Origin of the sequence: Cognatilysobacter terrigena, from assembly GCF_004361065.1 — a bacterium.
In the GTDB taxonomy this organism is placed as follows: domain Bacteria; phylum Pseudomonadota; class Gammaproteobacteria; order Xanthomonadales; family Xanthomonadaceae; genus Cognatilysobacter; species Cognatilysobacter terrigena.
Genome location: NZ_SELT01000021.1, coordinates 38,291 through 59,549 on the forward strand (window position 1 = coordinate 38,291; position 21,259 = coordinate 59,549).

The window sequence follows — 21,259 nt, forward strand, 5'->3', positions numbered from 1 at the left end:
ATCGGCCTCCGGGCTATCTGTGGTCGGGAAGTCGTTCACCGGAACCTAATGTCTAACCAATTCAGCGAGAGCGCCATGTCAAAGGAACGGTATACGTCGGGCATCGAAGACTCGGCCGCAACGATCACGGATGTTCACGCCACGGCGTCCAATGCCGCTTCCGCGGCGGTCGCTGGCGCGTTGCGCGATGGGCGCGACGACTTCCCGATCATCGTGCACTGCCATCTGCGATGGGATTTCGTGTGGCAGCGCCCGCAGCAGATCTTTTCGCGGCTCGCGAAGAACCACCGCGTGCTCTTCATCGAAGACCCCGTGATCGCCGAAGGCGAACCGCACCTCGCGATCGACGAGCCCTATCCGAACCTCGTGCGCATCGTTCCGCAGATCCCGCAGCACCTCGCGGTCAATGCCGATAAGGATGCCGAGATCTTCCTGCCGCAGATCAAGGAGGCGCTGCGCACGCATCCGCTGCTCGCCGGTCGCTTCGAATCGCCGGTGCACTGGTTCTATTCCCCCATGCCCGCGCCGGGCTACATGGGCCAGTTCGGCGCAGCGGGTGTCGTGTACGACTGCATGGACGAGCTTGCCAATTTCCGCTTCGCGCCGCCGGACATCGCCGACCGCGAGCGCTTCGTCATGTCGAATGCCGATGTCGTGTTCACTGGCGGCTACCAGCTCTTCGACGCGAAGTCGAAGCACCACGACAACGTGCACGTCTACGGTTGCGGCGTCGACGTCGAGCATTACTCCAAGGCGCGCGACGAGAAGACCGAAATTCCGGCTGCGGTTGCCGCGGCGCCGGGCCCGCGGTTCGGCTACTTCGGCGTGATCGACGAACGTCTCGACTACGAACTGATCAGCGCGCTGGCCGATCGCTTCCCGGACGCATCGATCGTGATGGCCGGCCCGCTCGCGAAGGTCGACCCGAACGATCTGCCGAAGCAGGCGAACATCCACTGGCTCGGCCAGCAGCGCTACGAAGACCTTCCGGCGATCGTGAAGGGCTTCGACGTCTGCCTGATGCCCTTCGCGCTCAACGAGGCGACGAAGTACATCAATCCGACCAAGACGCTCGAATACATGGCGGGTGGCAAGCCGATCGTATCGACCGCGGTGGCGGACGTCGTGCGCAACTTCACGCCGATCGTGGACGTCGCCTATTCGCAGGACGAGTTCCTCGATGCGGTCGATCGTGCGTGGCGGGAGCCGAACGCGAACCTGATCGCGCAGGGCATCGAGCGCGCCGCGGGCTCGTCATGGGACGCCACCGTCGAGTCCATGCGCAACGACGTGCAGCAGGCCGTGTGGTCCGCGGTCCCGACCCAGGCCGCAGCCTGAATCCAAGGAGCAACTCAAACATGAAGACCGATGTTCTGATCGTAGGTGCCGGGTTCTCGGGCGCAGTGGTGGCCCGTGAACTCGCCGAACGCGGCTATGAAGTGCTCGTCATCGACAAGCGCGACCATATCGGCGGCAATGCCTACGACCGCACCGATGCGCACGGCATCCTGATCCACCCGTACGGCCCGCACATCTTCCACACGAACGCGGACCGCATCGCCGAATATCTTTCGCAGTTCACCCAGTGGCGCCCGTACGAGCACCGCGTGCTCGCGAAGGTCGACGAGAAGCTCGTTCCCATTCCGATCAACATCGACACGGTCAACGCCCTCTACGGCCTCGATCTCGACGAGGACACGATACAGGGCTTCTACGATTCCGTCCGCGAGCCACGCGACAAGATCCGCACGTCCGAGGACGTGGTGATCAACGCCGTCGGCCAGGACCTCTACGAGAAGTTCTTCCGCGGCTACACCCGTAAGCAGTGGGGCCTGGATCCGTCGGAGCTCAATGCATCCGTCGCCGCGCGCGTGCCGACGCGCACCAACCGCGACGATCGCTACTTCACCGACAAGTTCCAGAAGATGCCGGCCGAGGGCTATACCAAGATGTTCGAGCGCATGCTCGACCATCCGTCGATCAAGGTCGAACTCGGCGTGGACTTCTTCGAAATGCGCGATCGCGTCGAGGCGACGCATATCGTCTATACCGGCCCGATCGATGCGTTCTACGCGCACTGCTACGGCAAGCTGCCCTACCGCTCGCTGCGCTTCGAACACGAGCATCTGGCGGACACCGAGTGGTACCAGTCGGTCGGCACGGTGAATTTCCCGAACGATTACGACTACACGCGCACCACCGAGTTCAAGCATCTCACCGGCCAGCAGCATCGGGGCACGTCGCTCGTGCGCGAGTTCCCGACGGCCGAGGGCGACCCGTACTATCCGGTGCCGCGTCCGGAGAACGAGCTGCTGTTCAAGAAGTACGAAGCGCTCGCCGAGCAGGAAGAGAACGTCACGTTCGTCGGCCGCCTCGCGCAGTACCGCTACTACAACATGGACCAGTGCGTGGGCGCGGCGCTCAAGGCGGTCGACTACATCCTCGACAAGATGGGTGCGGACGTCGAGCGTGCGCCGGTCGAGCTCATCGCTGCGCACGTGCAGTCGAACCCGGCGCCGCTGATCGCTGCGAAGCGTTGATGGGTTGAAGGCGGTGACGATGCGGTCGAAGGGTGGTCTGGAGTTGTGGGGTGGCGTCGAATGTACGGTCAACCGCGTGGGTGACCGCTACATCGAGCAGCTGGGACGCAACGCGCACTGGGATCGCCCGGACGACCTCGACCGCTTCGCGTCGCTGGGGATCCGTGCGATCCGCTATCCGGTGCTGTGGGAAGAGATCGCGCCGTTCGGGCTGGCCTCCGCCGACTGGAGCCGGCCCGACGAGCGCCTCGCGCGCCTGCGCGAATTGAAAGTTCGGCCCATCGTCGGACTCGTGCATCACGGCAGCGGTCCGATCGATACCAGCCTGGTGGATCCGGCATTTCCGGAGAAACTCGCGGCATACGCGCGCGCCGTTGCCGAACGCTATCCGTGGGTCGAAGACTGGACGCCCGTCAATGAGCCGCTGACGACCGCACGCTTCTCGGGCCTGTATGGCCTCTGGTATCCGCACGGCCGCGACGAGAAGACGTTCAAGGACTGCCTGTTCAACGAGTGCCGCGGCGTGATCCTCGCGATGCGCGCGATCGAGGCCGTTAATCCGTCGGCGAAGCTCGTGCAGACGGACGACCTCGGCAAGACCTACAGCACGCCACTGCTCGACTACCAGGCCTACTTCAACAACGAGCTGCGGTGGCTCGGTTGGGACCTGATCTGCGGCCGCGTCGACCGCTCGCACTACCTGTGGAAGTGGCTCATCGAGCGCTGCAAGGCGACGCCCGATGAAATCCTCTGGTTCCGCGACAACACGCGCGCGCCGGACGTCATGGGCGTCAACCACTACATCACCAGCGAGCGATTCCTCGACGACGACATCGACGCGTATCCCGAACACCATCGCGGCGGGAACGGCGTGCACCGCTACGCCGACGTCGAAGCGGCGCGTGTGCTCGCGTCACCGACCGGTGGCATCAAGCCGCTGCTCAAGGAGTGCTGGGCGCGTTTCGGGTTGCCCATCGCGGTGACGGAAGCGCACATCGATGCGCGTCGCGAGGACCAGCTGCGCTGGCTCGCAGAGATCTGGCGTGCCTGCGAAGAGTGCATCGATGAGGGTATCGACGTTCGCGGCGTCACGGTCTGGGGCATGCTCGGCCTGTACGACTGGAACTGCCTGCTCACCGATGTGCGCGACTACTACGAGTCGGGTGCATTCGACGTGCGCAGTGGAACGCCACGCCCGACGGCTGTCGCTCACCTGATGCGCGACCTGTCGGCCGGCGCCGTTCCGCCGCATCCGGTACTTGCGGGCAAGGGTTGGTGGCAGCGCGACGACCGCTTCTTCGCGCGCCCGGTCAGCGTGCGAGGCCTCGTGTTTCCCACGCGACCCGACACCGGCGCGAACCGCGCGCCGATCCTCATCACCGGCGCGACGGGCACGCTTGGTCGCGCCTTCGCGCGAATCTGCGCGGAACGCGATCTCCGCTGCCGCGTGCTGAGCCGCGCGGAGATGGATATCGGCGATCCCGACTCCATCGAGCGCGCGATCGACCTGCACAAGCCATGGGCCATCATCAACGCGGCGGGCTACGTGCGCGTCGATGACGCCGAACACGATGCCGAACGCTGCTTCCGCGAGAACACCCTCGGTCCAGCGAACCTCGCCGCCGCGTGCGAGCGGCACGCGTTGCGCCTGGTGACGTTCTCGTCCGACCTTGTGTTCGATGGCGAGCGTGATTCCCCGTACGTCGAAACCGATTCGACGCGCCCGCTCAATGTCTACGGCGAGAGCAAGGCGCGTGCAGAGAAGCTCGTGCTCGACGCGAATCCGGACGCGCTCGTCGTGCGCACGAGTTCGTTCTTCGGCCCGTGGGACGCCCACAACTTCATTACAGTCGCGCTCGGTGCACTTCGACGCGGGGACGCGTTCCACGCCGCCGGTGATGTGACGGTGTCGCCGACCTACGTGCCCGACCTCGTGCATGCCTGCATCGATCTGCTGATCGATCGCGAGTCCGGCATCTGGCATCTGACCAACGAAGGCGAGATCACCTGGGCGGATCTCGCCCTACGCGCGGCCGAGTTTGCGGGCGTCGACGCGAGCCGACTCGAGATCATCCGCGACCAGCACGCGCAGCTGCCGGCGCGTCGCCCTCGTTACAGCGCATTGAGCAGCCGCCGCGCGTTTCCGCTCCCCAGCCTGGACGACGCGCTCGGTCGGTACGTGCGGGATTCGACGCTGCAGTAGGCGTCAGACCGGGCGCCACGCACGGAGCGACGGTGCGCGGAAAGCGCCCTGAAGTCAGGTGGGCGGTCCGCTAGCGACCACTGGCGCGAAATGCCAAAAGAAAAGGCCTGCAGCGCGATGCACTGCAGGCCTTGAAGTTGGTGCCGGAAATAGGAATCGAACCTACGACCTACGCATTACGAATGCGCCGCTCTACCAACTGAGCTATTCCGGCGATTGCCGCGCGGGGCGGCAAGGCGTGGAATTCTAGGCGGCCGTGCCGGGCGGGTCAACGCCGACGTTCAGTCGACGAGCTGGAGCCGCAGCGCCTTCGGCAGCGCGAAGACCATGCTCTCGGGCTCGCCGTCGAGCTCGCGCACGCCGGACGCACCGAGCTCGCGTAGGCGGTCGATCACGCCGCGCACCAGCACGTCCGGTGCGGAGGCGCCGGCCGTCACGCCGATGGCGCGCTTGCCCTCGACCCAGCGCGGGTCGATCTCGGCGGCACCGTCGATGAGGTAGGCCTCGACTCCCTGCCGCTCCGCCAGTTCGCGCAGCCGGTTCGAATTCGAACTGTTTACCGAGCCGACGACGAGCACTAGGTCGCAGCGCTCCGCCAGCTCGCGCACCGCGTCCTGCCGGTTCTGCGTGGCATAGCAGATGTCGTCGTTGCGCGGGCCCTGGATGGCCGGGAACTTCGCACGCAACGCGTCGATGACGGCACGCGTGTCGTCGACGGAGAGCGTCGTCTGCGTCGTGTACGCGAGGTTGTCGGGCTGCGCGACGTCGAGGTGTGCGACGTCCTCCTCGTCCTCGACGAGATAGATGCTGCCGGTCGCGCCTTCGCGCAGCCACTGCCCCATCGTGCCTTCGACTTCAGGGTGGCCTTCGTGGCCGATCAGCACCACGTCGCGGCCCGCGCGGCAATGGCGCGAGACCTCAAGGTGCACCTTCGTCACCAGCGGGCACGTCGCGTCGAACACGCGCAGGCCGCGACGGTCGGCTTCGGCACGCACTGCCTTCGACACGCCGTGGGCGCTGAAGATCACCGTCGCGCCGTCGGGAACCTCATCGAGTTCCTCGACGAAGATCGCGCCGCGCTGGCGGAGGTCGTCGACGACGAAGCGGTTGTGCACCACCTCGTGGCGCACGTAGATCGGCGCACCGAGCAGTTCGATCGCGCGCTTGACGATCTCGATGGCGCGGTCGACGCCCGCGCAGAAGCCGCGCGGGTTGGCGAGGAGGATGTCCATGCGCGAATGCTACCGCCCGAGCCCCTGCCGCGCCTGACGCGCGGGCAACAGGCCCGCCAGCAGGATCCCGGCGACGCCCACGCAGATGGCCGCGTCCGCCACGTTGAACGAGGGCCAGTAGTAGCGGCCGGCGTACCACTGGATGAAATCCACGACGTGGCCGTGCAGCAGCCGGTCGATCACGTTGCCGATCGCGCCGCCGATGATCAGCGCATACGGCACGGCCGTCTTCCACGCCGCACGCGGCATCCGGGCCAGCGCGACCGTCAGGCCGACGCTGATACCCACCGCGAGGAGCATGAACAGGTACTTCTGCCAGCCGCCGGCATCACTGAGGAAGCTGAACGCCGCGCCTTCGTTGTAGGTGCGGAACCAGTTCCAGAAGCCGGGCACGACCGGCACGGCGGTGTATTCCGGCAGCGCGCGCAGCACCCATGCCTTGGACCACTGGTCGACGCCGATGATCGCGGCCGACAGCAGCAGCCAGGCGAGCGCGTTGGAGTTGGTGCGATGACGCATCGGAACTCCGTTCGGCCGCAGCGCGGCGTGCAGCGGCGGTGACCGCGATCAGAACCAGCGGCGGATTTCGGCCTGCCCGTCGACGTTGCCGGCGCAGCGCGCGCAGATGGTCGGGTGCGCGAGCACCGATCCGACGTCCGCACGGTAATGCCAGCAACGCGCGCACTTGGGCTTGTCGGACTTGCGTGCCGTGACGTCCCCGCTGCCCTCGCCCACCGTGACGTCGCCGCTGATGAAGAGGAAGCGCAGCTCGTCCTGCAGCTCGCGCAACCAGCCCGCATCCTCCGGCGTCGCCGCGACGGCGATTTCCGCTTCCAATGCCGCGCCGATCTCACCCGCAGCACGCATCGGCTCCAGCGTACGGCTCACCTGCTCGCGCAGCGCGAGCAGTCGATCGAAGCGCGCGACATCGATCGGCGCATCCGCCGGCAGCGGCGCCAGGCCGTCGTACCACGTGGCGAACAGGACATTGCCCGCACGGGCGCCGGTGGGCGTGACGGCCGGCAGGAAGCGCCACATCTCGTCCGCGGTGAACGTCAGGACGGGCGCGATCCAGCGAACGAAGGCTTCGGCGATGTGATACATCGCGGTCTGCGCCGAGCGTCGACCCGCCGAATCTTCCGGCATCGTGTAGACGCGGTCCTTGGTGACGTCGAGATACAGCGAGCCGAGGTCCACGCTGCAGAAGTTCGCGAGCGACTGCACCACTTCGGCGAAGTCGTAGCGCGTGTACGCGGCCGCGAGCTTCTGCTGGAGCTCGTACGCGCGATGCACGATCCACTGGTCGAGCGCGACCATCGACGCGAGCGGCTGCACATGCGTCGCCGGATCGAACCCGTCGAGGTTCGCGAGCAGGAAGCGCGCGGTGTTGCGCAGACGGCGGTACACGTCGCCCGAACGCTTGAGGATCTCGTCCGACACCGCGATCTCGCCGCGATAGTCCGTCGACGCGATCCACAGGCGCAGCACGTCGGCGCCCATCTGGTCGATGACCTTCTGCGGCTCGACCGTGTTGCCGATCGACTTCGACATCTTCTTGCCCTGCGCATCGACGGTAAAGCCATGCGTCAGGACCTGCTTGTACGGCGCAGCACCATCCATCGCGACGCCGGTCAGCAGCGACGACTGGAACCAGCCGCGATGCTGGTCGGAGCCTTCGAGATAAAGATCGGCCGGCTTGTGCAGCCCGTCTTCCGGGCGCTGCGCGAGCACGCACTCGTGGGTGACGCCGGAGTCGAACCAGACGTCGAGGATGTCGGTGACCTTCTCGTAGTCCGCGGCATCGGCGCCAAGGAGTTCCGTGGCGTCGCAGTCGTACCACGCGTCGACGCCCGCGGCTTCCACGCGCTTCGCGACTTCACGCATCAGCTCTGCCGAGCGCGGATGCGGCTCATGCGTCTGGCGATTCACGAACAGCGCGATCGGCACGCCCCATGTGCGCTGGCGGCTGATGCACCAGTCGGGACGTCCTTCGATCATGCCGGCGATGCGCGCCTCGCCCCAGTCCGGGAACCAGCCGACGCTCTTGATCGCCTCGAGCGCATCGCGACGCAGGTTCGCCTGCTCCATCGAGATGAACCACTGCGGCGTGGCACGGAACACCACCGGCGTCTTGTGGCGCCAGCAGTGCGGATAGCTGTGCTCGACGACGTGTGCCGCCAGCAGCAGGCCGGCGTCGCGCACGGCATCGACGATCAGGTCGTTCGCCTTCCAGAGATGCACGCCCGCGATCTCGTTCCGCCCCGCAGCCGGCGTGCCCGGCAGGTAGCGACCGCGCGCGTCGACGGGATTCATTTCCGCCGCGCTGTACTTGTCGATGAGGCCGTACTTCTGGCTGACCGCGAAGTCTTCCTGGCCGTGGCCCGGCGCCGTGTGCACCGCGCCCGTACCGTCTTCCGCCGACACGTGATCGCCGAGCAGCAGCGGGATGTCGCGCGTGTAGAACGGATGTGCAAGCACCATCCCTTCCATCGGCGCGCCCACCGACGTGCCGAGCACGCGCACGTCCTCGACGCCATACCGCTTGAGCGCGCGCTCCACGAGCGCGCTTGCGATCACCAGCAAGCGTGGCCCGTTCGGTCCGACCGGCCCTTCGACCAGCGAATACTCGAGGTCCGGACCGATCGACACCGCGAGCGATGCCGGCAGCGTCCACGGCGTGGTCGTCCAGATCGGCACGGCGACTTCGGTGCCGGGCGCGACATCGACCCCGAACACGCGCGCGAGCGCCTGCGGATCACGCGCGAGATACGCGACGTCGATCGCCGGCGACTTCTTGTCCGTGTATTCGATCTCGGCTTCGGCGAGCGCCGAGCCGCAATCGAAGCACCAATGCACCGGCTTCGCGCCACGCACCAGATGACCGCGCTCGACGATCTTCGCGAGCGAACGCAGCATGTCCGCCTCGTAGCGGAAATCCATCGTTCGATACGGCTTGTCCCAGTCGCCGAGCACGCCGAGGCGCTTGAAGTCGCGACGCTGCAGATCGATCTGCTCGGCGGCGTATTCGCGGCACTTCTGGCGGAACTGCGCGGCGTCGAGCTTGTCGCCCACCTTGCCGTGCTTCTTCTCGACGGCGACTTCGATCGGCAGGCCGTGGCAATCCCAACCCGGCACGTACGGCGCGTCGTAGCCGTCGAGCAGGCGCGACTTCACGACGACGTCCTTCAGCACCTTGTTGACCGCGTGGCCGATGTGGATCACGCCGTTCGCGTACGGCGGGCCGTCGTGCAGTACGAAGGACTTGTCGCGACCGCCGACCTGCTCGCGGATTCGCGCATACAGGTTCTCCGACTCCCAGCGCGCGAGCGTCTGCGGCTCGCGCTTGGGCAGGTCGCCGCGCATGGGGAAGTCCGTCGCCGGCAGATGCAGCGTGGCCTTGTACGGGTTGGCTTCGGGGGTGTCGCGGTCGGTCACGGGTCAGGCGGTCCGTCGGGTATGCGTGGGCGACAGGATCTCGCGCGCCTGGGCTGCGTCGCGATCCATCTGCGCGACCAGGGCGGGAAGTCCGTCGAACTTGAGCTCGTCGCGCAGTTTGGCGACGAATTCGATGCCGATGCGGCGCGTGTAGAGGTCCGCATCGAAATCAAAGATATGGGTTTCCAGCAGCGGCTCAACTCCGCCGACCGGGGGGCGCGTGCCAAGGCTGGACACGGAGGCGAGCGGCGTGGCGCCGAGGCCATGCACGCGGGTGGCGAAAATGCCGGAAAGCGCCGGCCGGCCCTGCGGCAGGCGGAGGTTCGCCGTCGGATAGCCGAGCGTGCGGCCGAGCTGCTTGCCACGGACGACGCGGCCCTCGATCAGGTACGGGCGACCGAGCGAGTCGGCCGCGGCGTCGAACCGACCTTCCGCCAGCGCGTCGCGGATGCGGGTGCTGGACGCGCGCGAGCCCGCGGCGTCGATCGGCTCGATCGAGTGCGCGTCGAGGCCGAAGCGGGCGCCAATCTCACTCAGGACGGCGAGGTCCCCGGCGCGCGAGCGGCCGAAGCGGAAATCCGGGCCGACCCAGACCTCGCGCGCGCGCAACGCCTCGGCGAGCACGCGCTCGACGAATTCGTCCGGCGACATGCCGCTCAGGCGCGCGTCGAAGCGCAGCAGGAGGACGGCATCGACGCCCTGCGCGTACAGCGCGTCGATGCGCGAACGCGTCGACATCAGGCGCGCCGGCGCAACGTCACGCGCGAAGAACTCGCGCGGCAGCGGATCGAACGTCACTGCGACGGCCGGCAGGCCGAGTTCGCGCGCGCGCGAAACGGCGCGGCGCACCAGCGCCTGATGCCCCAGGTGCAGGCCGTCGAATGCGCCGATGCAGACCACGCTTCCCTGCGGGATCAGCACCCCGCGGTCGACGTCTCGGAACAGCCTGCTCATCCGCCGAAGTATAGCCAGCCGCTCACCCACACCCCGCTCAGTGTTCACGGAAATCGCGCGGCCGGAAGCCGAGCGCGAGCAGCGCCAGCACGTACGTCAAACCGCCCGCGCACACGAGCACGAGGAGGTTGACGACGCGAACGCGGGCCGGAGCGACGGTGAACTCGGGCATGAGATACAGGCCCAGCGCGACCGCAGCGGCCATCACACCGCATGCGAGGGCGATTCGGACGACGAATGACGACCAGCCGGGCTGGCGGTCGTAGGCGCCCGAACGGCGCAGCCAGAACCACAGCAGACCGAGGGTGAGATAGCTCGCCGCGGTGCTCGCGAGGCCCAGCGCTAGGTGCAGGCCGCGAGTGTGCGCCAGCGCGTTAACGAAGCCGGCACTGCGAGCGGCAGGCGTTGCCCACATCGAATAGAGGACCGCGATCAGGATCGCGCTGAAGACCATGTTGGCGATCAACGCCGCGACGCCCGCCCGGACCGGCGTCTTCGTATCCTGCCGCGCGTAAAACGCCGGCAGGACGATCTTGAGCAGCGCGAACGACGGCAGCCCGAAGCTCAGGCCGAAGACCGACATGGCTGTCATTGCGCTGTCCGACGCTTGGAAATGCCCGTGCTGGAACACCGTGGCGACCAGCGCTTTCGACAGCAACATGAGGCCGACCGCAGCCGGCACGGAGATCAGCAGCGTGGTGCGCAGGCCCCAGTCGAACGCCTTCGAGAACCCGGCGCGATCGTCACGGACGTGGTGCGCCGACAGCGACGGCAGGATCACCGTCCCCAGCGCGACGCCGAACACGCCGAGTGGAAGTTCGAGGAAGCGGTCAGCCAGCGACAGCCACGTCTGCGAACCTACGTAGAGCCGCGCCGCGACGACCGTGTCGAAGAGCAGGTTGATCTGCGCAACCGATGCGCCGAACAGCGTCGGCACCATCAGCGTCATCACCTTGCGCACGCCCGGGTGGGACCAGCCCCATCGCGGCAGGACGAGCAGGTCGAGTTTGGCCAGCGCGGGCAACTGGAACAGCAGCTGGAGGATGCCGGCGAACAGCACGGCCCAGCCGAGCGCCATGATCGGCACCTCCAGATGCGGCGCCACCCACAGGGCCGCGGCGATCATGCAGAGGTTGAGGATGACCGGCGTCAGCGCCGGCATGCCGAACCGGTGGAAGGCGTTCAGCGCCCCGCCCGCCAACGCCGTCAGCGAAACGAACAGGATGAAGGGGAACGTCAGGCGCAGGAGGTCGATCGTGAGCTGATACTTGCCGGGCGCTATCCCCGACTCGCCGAGGTTGAAAAGCCAGGCCACCTGCGGCGTGAAGATCAGCCCGAGCGCGGTGATCAGCATCAGGACGCCGGCGAGCGTGCCGGCGACTCGGGACGTCAGCTCTTTCAGCTCGGCGTGGGTCCGCTTCTCCTTGAACTCGGTGAAGACCGGGACGAACGCCGTGGAGAACGAGCCCTCGGCAAACAGCCGGCGCATGAAGTTGGGGACCCGGAACGCGATCATGAAGGCGTCGGTGGCGGCCGAGACGCCGAACACGGAGCTGATCGTGATGTCGCGTACCAGACCGAAGACGCGGCTGACCATCGTCATGCTGCTGAACGACAGCAGTCCGCGGAGCATGCGGGGCTTGCTCATGCCACCCGCCTCCACGCCGCGTTGACGCAACCCATTGAAACCGCCATACTTTCCGGTCTAGCTGTCCCCACCTTTCCCTCCCTAACGTGCTGTCTCCCGGACAGCCGCTCCATCAAGACTTCCAGGAAACCGCCGTGGCCAACATCAAGTCCGCCAAGAAGCGCGCCAAGCAGACGATCGTGCGCAACATGCGCAACGCCAGCCAGCGCTCGATGCTCCGCACGTCCGTCAAGAAGGTCCTCAAGGCCCTTCACGCCAATGACGCCGCCGGTGCCGAAGCCGCTTTCGCGCAGGCCCAGCCGCTGCTCGACCGCTTCAGCTCGCGTGGCCTGATCCACAAGAACAAGGCCGCTCGCCACAAGAGCCGCCTCAACGCCCGCATCAAGGCGCTCAAGGCTGCTGCCTGAGTCCTCTGCGGTGTGACGAAGAAACCCGGCTCCGGCCGGGTTTTTTTGTGTCTCGAGCAAGCGATCGGCGTTATGCGCATCGCGGCCGAATGCGAGACCACGGCTCGCGATACGCGACGCATCAGCGCTTACGGATGTCGCAGCCGCAAGCGCCGGTTCGCATACAGACGCAGCCAACATGACGGCGCGTCCCTGCATCAAGCCGACGGCGCGCTCGCGTCGCCACCGTGCCGATGGGCATCCTCGCGGGCCGCTTCGAGGGCGTCCTCGCGCTGGCGATCGAAGAACGCCATGACGTCCTTCATGATCGGCCATGTGCCCTCGCGACCGATCGCGGAGACCACGTACGAACGATCGGTCCAGCCGAGTTCGCTGATGATCGACTGCACGAGCTCGTCGCGCTCCTCGTCGAGCAACAGATCAGCCTTGTTGAGCACGAGCCAACGCGGTTTCTCGAGCAACTCCTGATCGTGCTTGCCGAGTTCGTGCTCGATCGCGCGAACCTGCTCCGCCGGCGACACGCCTTCGACGCCGCCTTCCATCGGCGCGATGTCGACGAGGTGCAGCAACAGTCGCGTGCGCTGCAGATGACGCAGGAACTGCGCGCCGAGGCCCGCGCCCTCTGCGGCACCCTCGATCAGCCCCGGAATGTCGGCGATCACGAAGCTCCGGTGCGGCTCGACACTGACCACGCCCAGGTTCGGATAGAGCGTGGTGAACGGATAGTCGGCGACCTTCGGCGTTGCCGCCGACACCGCGCGAATGAACGTGCTCTTGCCTGCGTTCGGGAAGCCGAGAAGCCCGACATCGGCGAGCAGCTTGAGTTCGAGCTTGAGCGCGCGCTCCTCACCCGGCAGTCCCGGCAGCGCCTTGCGCGGCGCACGGTTCACCGAACTCTTGAAATGCATGTTGCCGAGGCCGCCCTTGCCGCCCTGCGCGACCAGCAGGCGCTGCCCGTGGCGCGTCAGGTCGCCGATGACTTCGTCGGTCTCGACGTTCGTGACCACGGTGCCGACCGGCACGGTCACGACCAGGTCGTCGCCGGCCTTGCCGTACATCTGGCGCCCCATGCCGTTCTCGCCGCGCTGCGCTTTGAACATGCGCTGATGGCGGAAGTCGACGAGCGTGTTGAGATTCTCGTCCGCGACGAGCCAGACGCTGCCACCGTCGCCGCCGTCGCCGCCGTCCGGGCCGCCGAGCGGAATGAACTTCTCGCGACGGAACCCCACGCAGCCGTTGCCGCCATTACCTGCGATGACCTGGATTTCGGCTTCGTCGACGAGCTTCATGGAAAGACCTGCGTGGCCCGGCGCGCAGCCGGCCGGGCATTGTGAACGATAGACGGCGGACGACGCGCGATGCGCCGTCCCCGCAAACGAAAAGCCCCGCCGAAGCGGGGCTCGTCGCTGCATCGGACTCCGCTTAGGCGGCGTCGACGACGCTGACGGTGCGGCGCTTGGCCGGACCCTTGACCGAGAACTCGACCTTGCCGTCGACGAGCGCGAACAGCGTGTGGTCGCGGCCGAGGCCCACGCCCGGACCCGGGTGGAACTGGGTGCCGCGCTGACGCACGATGATGTTGCCGGCCTCGATGGCCTGGCCGCCGAACACCTTCACGCCGAGGTACTTCGGGTTGGAGTCGCGGCCGTTGCGGGTGGAACCTACGCCCTTTTTATGTGCCATGGCGGCTTCTCCTTACTTCTTGCTGCCACCGGCGATGCCGGTGATCTGGATTTCGGTGTAGTGCTGACGGTGGCCCATCTGCTTGCGATGGTGCTTGCGTCGGCGGAACTTCACGATCTTGACCTTGTCGTGGCGGCCGTGGCCGACGACCTTGGCCTTGACCGTCGCACCCTTGAGCGCGTCGCCCAGGGTGACGCCGTCGCTACCGCCGAGCATCAGGATGTTGTCGAACGTGATTTCGCTGTCCGCTTCGACGTCGAGCAGCTCGACGCGGAGCGTCTCGCCTTCCATCACGCGGTATTGCTTACCGCCGGTGACCAGTACTGCGTACATGACCAGACTTCCTCTGTAGTTATTGTGGTCGCTGACTGCCGTCGAGGGCAGACAGAAGCGGAATTCTAGGCGACTCAACGGGTTACCGCAACCGACCTCCCCCGCCGGACGCGCGACGCCCGTCTCACCCGGCGAGACGCCGACCGGTCACGCTACCCCTGTTCAGAAAGTCGGCCACGCCGCGCCCGGTCATGCGCCAGTCAAGGCGCCGGGCCCCAAATTGTCCGGGACCTCCGCTCCCGATACGCTCTCCTGTTCGCCGTCCCACGGCGTCCCCCTGTCCCGAGATTTTCCCTGATGGCGATGGAATTCATCCGCGTGCGTGGCGCGCGGACGCACAACCTGAAGAACGTCGACCTCGACCTGCCGCGCGACAAGCTGATCGTCATTACCGGGCTCTCCGGCTCGGGCAAGTCGTCCCTGGCGTTCGACACGATCTACGCCGAAGGCCAGCGCCGTTACGTGGAGTCGCTGTCCGCGTACGCGCGGCAGTTCCTCTCGGTCATGGAGAAGCCGGACGTCGACCATATCGAGGGTCTGTCGCCGGCGATCTCGATCGAGCAGAAGTCGACCTCGCACAACCCGCGCTCGACCGTCGGCACGATCACCGAGATCTACGACTACCTGCGCCTGCTGTTCGCGCGCGTCGGCGTGCCGCGCTGCCCCGATCACGGCTTCCCGCTGGAGGCGCAGACGATCAGCCAGATGGTCGACCAGGCGATCGCACTCGATCCCGAGCAGCGCTACATGCTGCTGGCGCCGGTCATCCGCGAGCGCAAGGGCGAGCATGCGCAGATCTTCGACCAGTTGCGCGCGCAGGGTTTCGTCCGCGTGCGCGTCAACGGCGCGCTCTATGAGATCGATGAGGTGCCGAAGCTGCCGCTGCGCAGCAAGCACACGATCGAGGCGGTGATCGACCGCTTCCGGCCGCGCGACGATCTGAAGCAGCGCCTTGCCGAATCGTTCGAAACCGCGATCAAGCTCGGCGACGGCATGGCGGTCGTGCAATCGCTCGACGACGAGAAGGCCGCGCCGCTGCTGTTCTCGTCCAAGTTCAGCTGCCCGGTGTGCGATTACTCGCTCCCGGAGCTCGAGCCGCGCCTGTTCTCGTTCAACTCGCCAGTCGGTGCGTGCCCGACCTGCGACGGCCTGGGCGTCAGTCAGTTCTTCGATCCGACCCGCGTGGTGGTGCATCCCGATCTGTCGCTGTCGGCCGGCGCGGTGCGCGGCTGGGATCGTCGCAACACGTACTACTTCCAGCTCGTGCAGTCGCTCGCACGGCACTACACGTTCAACGTGGACATGCCGTGGAACCAGCTGTCGGACAAGGCCAAGAACGCGGTGTTGTTCGGCAGCGGCACCGAGGCGATCACTTTCACCTACATCAACGATTCGGGCGGCCGCTACCAGCGCCGGCACCGCTTCGAGGGTGTGATCCCGAACCTGGAACGGCGTTATCGCGAGACCGAATCGCAGGCCGTCCGCGAGGAACTCTCGAAGTACATCAGCGACCGCCCCTGTTCGGAATGCGGTGGCGCGCGATTGAATCGTGCCGCGCGCAACGTCTTCGTCGGCGAGCACAACATCGCGCATATCGTCGTGCTGCCGATCGACGAGGCGTTGCGCCTCTTCCACGGGCTCGACCTCCCCGGTTGGCGCGGTGAAATCGCGACCAAGATCGTCAAGGAAATCGCCGAGCGCCTGACCTTCCTGGTCGACGTCGGCCTCGATTACCTGACGCTCGAACGCAAGGCCGACACGCTGTCGGGCGGCGAAGCGCAGCGCATCCGTCTCGCGTCTCAGATCGGCGCGGGCCTCGTCGGCGTGATGTACGTGCTCGACGAGCCGTCGATCGGTTTGCATCAGCGCGATAACGAACGCCTGCTCGGCACGCTCACGCGCCTGCGCGAACTCGGCAATACCGTCATCGTCGTCGAGCACGACGAGGACGCGATCCGTCTCGCCGACTACGTGGTGGACATCGGCCCCGGCGCCGGTGTGCACGGCGGCGCGATCGTCGCGCAGGGCACGCCGCAGGACGTGATGTCGAACGCGGCGTCCGTCACCGGCCAGTTCCTCAGCGGTGCGCGGAAGATCGAAGTGCCCGCAACGCGCCACAAGCCCGACAAGTCGATGATGTTCCGGCTCAAGGGCGCGAAGGGAAATAACCTGCGCAACGTCGACCTGGAGATTCCCGCCGGGCTGCTGACGTGCGTGACCGGTGTGTCGGGGTCCGGCAAGTCGACGCTGATCAACGACACGCTCTACGCGATCGCGGCGAACGAGTTGAACGGCGCCGCGATGTCGCCGTCGCCTTACGACACGTACGACAACATCGAGCTGTGGGACAAGGTCGTCGACATCGACCAGTCGCCGATCGGGCGCACGCCGCGCTCGAATCCTGCGACGTACACCGGTCTTTTCACGCCGCTGCGCGAGCTCTTCGCGCAGGTTCCTGAAGCGCGTTCGCGCGGCTACGCCCCGGGCCGTTTCAGCTTCAACGTCAAGGGTGGACGCTGCGAAGCCTGCCAGGGCGACGGCCTCATCAAGGTCGAGATGCACTTCCTTCCGGACGTGTACGTGCCCTGCGACGTCTGCGGCGGCAAGCGCTACAACCGCGAGACGCTCGAGATCCGCTACAAGGGCTACAACATCAACGACGTGCTCGAGATGACCGTCGAGGATGCCCTGCCCCTGTTCGATGCGATCCCATCGATCGCGCGCAAGCTCGAAACGCTGATGGACGTCGGCCTGAGCTACATCAAGCTCGGCCAGTCGGCGACGACGCTATCGGGTGGTGAAGCGCAGCGCGTGAAGCTGTCGCGCGAACTGTCGCGTCGCGACACCGGGCGCACGCTGTACATCCTCGACGAGCCGACCACGGGCCTGCACTTCGCCGACATCGAACAGCTGCTCGGCGTGCTGCACCGCCTGCGCGACGAAGGCAACACCGTCGTCGTCATCGAGCACAACCTCGACGTCATCAAGACAGCGGACTGGGTGATCGACCTCGGCCCCGAGGGCGGGCATCGCGGCGGCACGATTCTCGGTTGCGGAACGCCGGAGCAGATCGCGGCGATGCCGCAGTCGTACACGGGTCGATTCCTTGCGCCATTGCTTGAACGCGATCAAGCTGTCGCGCCCGCGGCGAAACCGAGCCGCAAGCGCAAGACCGCCTCGCGATGACCGACCAGCCGCCTCCGTCCGACAAGAAGCCGCGCCGACGCAGCGCACCGAGAAAACGCGCGCCGACGAAGCGCGCGACGAAGGCGAAGCCGGAGACCGGCGCCGAGATCGCGGCGTCGGCGGATGTGCCGCTGGCGGCAGCGGAGACGGTGGAGACTGCCGCGACGGCACTTCCCTCGCCCTCCGCAGAGTCTGGCAACGACGCTCCATCACCGAACGAGACGATCGCGGCGTCGATGCCGGCTGAAACATCGACCGCTGTCGTCGCCGAACACGCTGCGTCGACAGGCGAACGCGAAGCCGTAGCGCAGCCATCGCGCAGCGACGCCTCGCGTTCGGCCGAGGCCGCAGACGCGACGCGTAGTCCGCCTTCACCCACCGAGGAAGGTGTCGCGCCCGCGCCGACTGCGCCGATGAAGCAGGACAGCCTGCGCCCCGGGGAACTCATCCGTGTGCCGCTATCGGTGCGCTGGCGCGATCTCGACGCGTTCAACCACGTCAACAACTCGAAGTATCTGAGCTACCTCGAGGAAGCCCGTCTGCGCTGGATGCTGAGCGTGCCGGGCATGGGCATGGACGAGAACGTCGCGCCGGTCGTCGCCGCGTCGAACCTCAACTATCGCCGGCCGATCGAATGGCCGAACGATATCGTGGTCGAGCTGTTCGTCGAACGCCTTGGCGGAAGCAGCGTCACGATCGGGCACCGCATCGTCGACGCCAAGGAGCCGCGCTCGCTCTATTGCGACGGCAACGTCGTGATGGTGTGGATCGACCGCAATACCGGGCGCTCGGCGCCGCTGCCGGACGAAGTGCGCAAAGCCTGCAGTTAGGGCGTCGCGCTGCGGACGTCGAAGTCGACGGGCAACGTGCGCCCGTCCGCGAGCTTGAGATCCACGCGCATGCGGCTTCCCGCCGCGATCTCGCCCTTCGGTGACATCAGCATGAGGTGGCGGCCGCCGGGCTTGAACTCGACGCTTGCGCCCGGCGCAACATCGACGCGCGCAAGCGGTCGCATGCGGCTCATGCCGTTTTCCTCGCGCGTTTCGTGCATGGACACATCGCCAAAGCGCGGCGATGACGCGCTGCTCATGGTCACCGCGGCCTTGCAGCGGTTCTCGAGCACGAAGTAACCCGCACCCATCGGCATCATCGGCGTCATGCGCACCCAGGCGTTGCGCACGGTCGGCGCGCACGCGGCCGGCTTGGGTGCGCCCGCGAACGACGCGAGCGGAGCGAATGCAATGAGCGTTGCGAGCGCGAGGGCGGGAATCCGGTTCATGCGCGCATTGTAGGAACGCCGCGGCCTGCCGTGGCACGCCGAGGAGCGGCCGGTTAACCTGCGGCACGGTCTTCGGAGGCGATCCATGGCACTGGTGCAGACGCAGGAACACGGCGACATCCTCGAGATCCGGCTGGCGCGCCCGCCCGTGAACGCGCTCGACCCCGAACTCTGCGGCGCGCTACGCGACGCGGTGACGCATGCGGCCCAAGGCGGCGCGCGCGGCCTTGCGCTGACTGGCGGCCCGTCGGTGTTCTCCGCGGGTCTCGACGTGCCCTACCTGATGTCGCTCGGCGACGACCGCGCCGCGCTCATGCACGCCTGGGAAGCCTTCTTCGGCGCAGCACGCGCGCTGGTGGCGAGTCCGATCCCGGTCGCAGCCGGCCTCGCGGGGCACGCGCCGGCCGGCGGCTGCGTGTTGGCGCTGTGCTGCGACTACCGCGTCATGGCGCGGTCGCCGGATCCGGCCAAGCCGTACCGCATCGGCCTCAACGAGACACAGGTCGGCCTTGTCGCGCCCGAGGGCATCCAGCGCCTGCTGCGTCGCGTCGTGGGCGACCATCGCGCCGAGCGTCTTCTCGTCGGCGGCATGATGCCGACCACCGACGAGGCGTTCGCGATCGGACTCGTCGACGAGATCGCGGCCGTCGACGACACCGCGCAGCGCGCCATCGCATGGGCGCAGGCGCTCGCCGCTCTGCCGCGTCAGCCGGTGCTCGACACGCGTGCGATCGCGCGCGCCGATGCGATCGACGCACTGCATCCGCGCAACATCGAACTCGATCGTTTCATCGCGTCGTGGTACTCGCCGGACACGCAGGCCGCGCTGCGCGCGGTGCTCGAGCGACTCGGCAAGTCGCGCTGATCAGCCGCCCGTCGCGATCGGTCGCGCGTCGTCCTCGATCCAGCCGCTCCACGAGCCCTTGAACAACCGCGCGCCGTGCAGGCCGGCGTGTTCCATCGCGAGCAGATGGTGGCAGGCGGTGACGCCGGAGCCGCAACTCGCCACGAGGCGATCGGGCGCGCGACCGTCCAGCAATGCGTCGAACGCCGCGCGCAGTTCGCTGGCCGGACGGAAACGCCCGTCAGCGAGATTCGTCGCGAAGGGACGGTTCAGCGCGCCGGGCATATGGCCGGCCTTGCGATCGAGCGGCTCGACGTCGCCGCGATAACGTTCGGCGGCGCGTGCGTCGACGACGGGATCGTTCGATGCCAGTGCCGCCTCGACGTCGGCGGCATCGAGCAGTCGTGTGTGATCGAAGGCGCCCGCATACGGGCCGACATTCGACGGCGTTGCATCCCCCGTTTCGACTGCGCCATCCGCTGCACGCCACGCGGACCAGCCGCCATCGAGCGCGGCGACGGCCTCGTGTCCCCACGTCTTCAGCATGAACCACAGCCGCGCCGCGGCGAGCGCGCCCTGCGCATCGTCGTAGACGACGACCTGATGCGCCGGCGTGATGCCGAGACGACCGAGCGTCGCGGCGAACGCGTCGTCCGACGGCCATGGATGGCGGCCGGCGCCGGGGTAATGCGGACCGGAGAGATCCGCTTCGAGATCCGCGCGACGCGCATCCGGAATATGACCTTCCGCGAAACGCTTCGCGCCTGCGCTGCGATCGGCGAGGTCGACGCGCGTGTCGATGATGGCGAGCGGTCGATCGTCCGACGCGATCGCGCGCTTGAGCGAATCGACATCGATCAGCGTGGTCCAGGTCATCGGTGCGCCTCCAGCCGGTCGTGCAGGTTGAGCAGCATCGAAGCGGTCGCGCCCCAGATGCGCTGGTCGGGATAACGGTACTCCCACACCGCGCGGCTGCGCCCCTGATAGTCGAAACGACGCTCGACGCGGTTGTCGGCATCCATCAGGTACGCGAGCGGCACCTCGAACACGACGGCCACTTCGGCCGGATCGGGTCGTGCGACGTAGCGCGGGTCGATCATCGCAACGACCGGCAGCACGCGGAACCCGGTGATCGTGGCGAGCGGATCGAGGAAGCCCATCGGTTCGACCTGCGCCGCCGGAATACCGACTTCCTCGTGCGTTTCACGCAGCGCAGCGGCGATCGCGTCGATATCGCCGGGATCGCATGCGCCGCCCGGAAAGCTCACCTGCCCCGCGTGCTGGCGCAGTGCGTCGTTGCGGCGCGTGAGCAGTACCTGCAGGCCGTGGTCGCGCGGTACGAGTCCGACGAGCACCGCGGCATCACGCATGGGTTCGCTGTCGATCAGGCCGTCGAGGTCGACGAGGTTCCAGGCAGGTCCGCGAGGCGGCGCATCCAGCGCATGCAGCGCGCGGCGAAGATGCGCGACGTCGAACTCAGCCATCCGCGCGTTCGGCCTCGCGGGTCGGCAGCAC

17 protein-coding genes, 1 tRNA gene and 1 pseudogene are annotated in these 21,259 nt (G+C 67.1%); 7 read left to right on the forward strand and 12 right to left on the reverse strand.

Annotation, left to right across the window (positions count from 1 at the left end; all coding sequences use genetic code 11):
- The first annotated feature begins 75 nt into the window (after nucleotides 1-75).
- From EVS83_RS12075 to rfbD, 3 genes are read left to right on the forward strand one after another with little or no spacing between them, the layout of a single operon-like run.
- The gene (locus EVS83_RS12075) at nucleotides 76-1,338 is read left to right on the forward strand and encodes a glycosyltransferase (protein ID WP_166636892.1); all 1,263 of its coding nucleotides are present in this window, start codon (nucleotides 76-78) and stop codon (nucleotides 1,336-1,338) included.
- 20 nt (nucleotides 1,339-1,358) lie between these two features.
- Nucleotides 1,359-2,540: a UDP-galactopyranose mutase gene (gene glf, locus EVS83_RS12080; protein ID WP_133501293.1), complete on the forward strand. Its 1,182-nt coding sequence runs from the start codon at nucleotides 1,359-1,361 to the stop codon at nucleotides 2,538-2,540.
- A 19-nt stretch (nucleotides 2,541-2,559) separates the two neighbouring features.
- The gene (rfbD, locus tag EVS83_RS12085; protein ID WP_133501294.1) at nucleotides 2,560-4,743 is read left to right on the forward strand and encodes a dTDP-4-dehydrorhamnose reductase; all 2,184 of its coding nucleotides are present in this window, start codon (nucleotides 2,560-2,562) and stop codon (nucleotides 4,741-4,743) included.
- Nucleotides 4,744-4,881: 138 nt separating this feature from the next.
- Here rfbD and EVS83_RS12090 read toward each other — a convergent pair.
- The 6 genes from EVS83_RS12090 to murJ form a co-directional block, all read right to left on the reverse strand.
- Nucleotides 4,882-4,957 (reverse strand) — tRNA-Thr (locus EVS83_RS12090).
- Between the two features lie 67 nt (nucleotides 4,958-5,024).
- Nucleotides 5,025-5,975: a 4-hydroxy-3-methylbut-2-enyl diphosphate reductase gene (ispH, locus tag EVS83_RS12095; RefSeq protein WP_133501295.1), complete on the reverse strand. Its 951-nt coding sequence runs from the start codon at nucleotides 5,973-5,975 to the stop codon at nucleotides 5,025-5,027.
- A 9-nt stretch (nucleotides 5,976-5,984) separates the two neighbouring features.
- The gene (gene lspA / locus EVS83_RS12100; RefSeq protein ID WP_133501296.1) at nucleotides 5,985-6,494 is read right to left on the reverse strand and encodes a signal peptidase II; all 510 of its coding nucleotides are present in this window, start codon (nucleotides 6,492-6,494) and stop codon (nucleotides 5,985-5,987) included.
- 48 nt (nucleotides 6,495-6,542) lie between these two features.
- Nucleotides 6,543-9,338, reverse strand: coding sequence for an isoleucine--tRNA ligase (gene ileS / locus EVS83_RS12105; protein ID WP_213083788.1), 2,796 nt, complete (start codon nucleotides 9,336-9,338; stop codon nucleotides 6,543-6,545).
- A 75-nt stretch (nucleotides 9,339-9,413) separates the two neighbouring features.
- Nucleotides 9,414-10,364, reverse strand: coding sequence for a bifunctional riboflavin kinase/FAD synthetase (locus EVS83_RS15915; RefSeq protein ID WP_133501298.1), 951 nt, complete (start codon nucleotides 10,362-10,364; stop codon nucleotides 9,414-9,416).
- A gap of 37 nt (nucleotides 10,365-10,401) precedes the next feature.
- A complete protein-coding gene (gene murJ, locus EVS83_RS12115; RefSeq protein WP_133501299.1) occupies nucleotides 10,402-12,012 on the reverse strand; it encodes a murein biosynthesis integral membrane protein MurJ in 1,611 nt (536 codons plus the stop codon).
- Nucleotides 12,013-12,146: 134 nt separating this feature from the next.
- On the opposite strand from murJ, the gene rpsT reads away from it, so the two are divergent.
- Nucleotides 12,147-12,419 carry a 30S ribosomal protein S20 gene (gene rpsT, locus EVS83_RS12120; protein WP_115646483.1) on the forward strand — a complete coding sequence of 91 codons (273 nt, stop codon included), beginning with the start codon at nucleotides 12,147-12,149 and terminating at the stop codon, nucleotides 12,417-12,419.
- A 197-nt stretch (nucleotides 12,420-12,616) separates the two neighbouring features.
- Here rpsT and cgtA read toward each other — a convergent pair whose 3' ends face one another.
- The 3 genes from cgtA to rplU all read right to left on the reverse strand — a co-directional run bounded on the left by cgtA (nucleotide 12,617) and on the right by rplU (nucleotide 14,435).
- Complete coding sequence (cgtA, locus tag EVS83_RS12125) at nucleotides 12,617-13,708, reverse strand: Obg family GTPase CgtA (protein WP_133501300.1); 1,092 nt, start codon at nucleotides 13,706-13,708, stop codon at nucleotides 12,617-12,619.
- 133 nt (nucleotides 13,709-13,841) lie between these two features.
- Complete coding sequence (gene rpmA / locus EVS83_RS12130; protein ID WP_133501301.1) at nucleotides 13,842-14,102, reverse strand: 50S ribosomal protein L27; 261 nt, start codon at nucleotides 14,100-14,102, stop codon at nucleotides 13,842-13,844.
- A 12-nt stretch (nucleotides 14,103-14,114) separates the two neighbouring features.
- Nucleotides 14,115-14,435 (reverse strand): 50S ribosomal protein L21, encoded by a 321-nt coding sequence (rplU, locus tag EVS83_RS12135; protein ID WP_115646485.1) that lies wholly within the window; start codon nucleotides 14,433-14,435, stop codon nucleotides 14,115-14,117.
- A 297-nt stretch (nucleotides 14,436-14,732) separates the two neighbouring features.
- Between rplU and uvrA the strand changes: the two are divergent.
- A pseudogene (gene uvrA / locus EVS83_RS12140) lies at nucleotides 14,733-17,676 on the forward strand (excinuclease ABC subunit UvrA); the annotation flags it as partial.
- Nucleotides 17,677-18,034: 358 nt separating this feature from the next.
- A complete protein-coding gene (locus EVS83_RS12145; protein ID WP_133501309.1) occupies nucleotides 18,035-18,451 on the forward strand; it encodes an acyl-CoA thioesterase in 417 nt (138 codons plus the stop codon).
- On the opposite strand, the gene EVS83_RS12150 is transcribed toward EVS83_RS12145, so the two are convergent.
- A complete protein-coding gene (locus EVS83_RS12150; RefSeq protein WP_133501303.1) occupies nucleotides 18,448-18,900 on the reverse strand; it encodes a copper chaperone PCu(A)C in 453 nt (150 codons plus the stop codon). The two genes, EVS83_RS12145 and EVS83_RS12150, sit on opposite strands and share 4 nt — an antisense overlap.
- A gap of 85 nt (nucleotides 18,901-18,985) precedes the next feature.
- On the opposite strand from EVS83_RS12150, the gene EVS83_RS12155 reads away from it, so the two are divergent.
- Complete coding sequence (locus tag EVS83_RS12155) at nucleotides 18,986-19,765, forward strand: enoyl-CoA hydratase/isomerase family protein (protein WP_133501304.1); 780 nt, start codon at nucleotides 18,986-18,988, stop codon at nucleotides 19,763-19,765.
- Here EVS83_RS12155 and EVS83_RS12160 read toward each other — a convergent pair whose 3' ends face one another.
- On the reverse strand, nucleotides 19,766-20,620 hold the full coding sequence (locus EVS83_RS12160) for a sulfurtransferase (RefSeq protein WP_133501305.1): 855 nt from the start codon (nucleotides 20,618-20,620) through the stop codon (nucleotides 19,766-19,768). It abuts the gene before it with no gap.
- The coding region (locus EVS83_RS12165; protein WP_133501306.1) for a CoA pyrophosphatase at nucleotides 20,617-21,259 on the reverse strand (643 nt) is incomplete at its 5' end. The genes EVS83_RS12160 and EVS83_RS12165, both read right to left, overlap by 4 nt.

Bases quoted from the DNA above. Each gene is read 5' to 3' on its own strand.
- EVS83_RS12075 (WP_166636892.1), top strand. From the start codon at position 76: ATGTCAAAGGAACGGTATACGTCGGGCATCGAAGACTCGGCCGCAACG.
- glf (WP_133501293.1), top strand. From the start codon at position 1,359: ATGAAGACCGATGTTCTGATCGTAGGTGCCGGGTTCTCGGGCGCAGTG.
- rfbD (WP_133501294.1), top strand. From the start codon at position 2,560: ATGCGGTCGAAGGGTGGTCTGGAGTTGTGGGGTGGCGTCGAATGTACG.
- ispH (WP_133501295.1), bottom strand. From the start codon at position 5,975: ATGGACATCCTCCTCGCCAACCCGCGCGGCTTCTGCGCGGGCGTCGAC.
- lspA (WP_133501296.1), bottom strand. From the start codon at position 6,494: ATGCGTCATCGCACCAACTCCAACGCGCTCGCCTGGCTGCTGCTGTCG.
- ileS (WP_213083788.1), bottom strand. From the start codon at position 9,338: ATGCGCGGCGACCTGCCCAAGCGCGAGCCGCAGACGCTCGCGCGCTGG.
- EVS83_RS15915 (WP_133501298.1), bottom strand. From the start codon at position 10,364: ATGAGCAGGCTGTTCCGAGACGTCGACCGCGGGGTGCTGATCCCGCAG.
- murJ (WP_133501299.1), bottom strand. From the start codon at position 12,012: ATGAGCAAGCCCCGCATGCTCCGCGGACTGCTGTCGTTCAGCAGCATG.
- cgtA (WP_133501300.1), bottom strand. From the start codon at position 13,708: ATGAAGCTCGTCGACGAAGCCGAAATCCAGGTCATCGCAGGTAATGGC.
- rpmA (WP_133501301.1), bottom strand. From the start codon at position 14,102: ATGGCACATAAAAAGGGCGTAGGTTCCACCCGCAACGGCCGCGACTCC.
- rplU (WP_115646485.1), bottom strand. From the start codon at position 14,435: ATGTACGCAGTACTGGTCACCGGCGGTAAGCAATACCGCGTGATGGAA.
- EVS83_RS12145 (WP_133501309.1), top strand. From the start codon at position 18,035: ATGAAGCAGGACAGCCTGCGCCCCGGGGAACTCATCCGTGTGCCGCTA.
- EVS83_RS12150 (WP_133501303.1), bottom strand. From the start codon at position 18,900: ATGAACCGGATTCCCGCCCTCGCGCTCGCAACGCTCATTGCATTCGCT.
- EVS83_RS12155 (WP_133501304.1), top strand. From the start codon at position 18,986: ATGGCACTGGTGCAGACGCAGGAACACGGCGACATCCTCGAGATCCGG.
- EVS83_RS12160 (WP_133501305.1), bottom strand. From the start codon at position 20,620: ATGACCTGGACCACGCTGATCGATGTCGATTCGCTCAAGCGCGCGATC.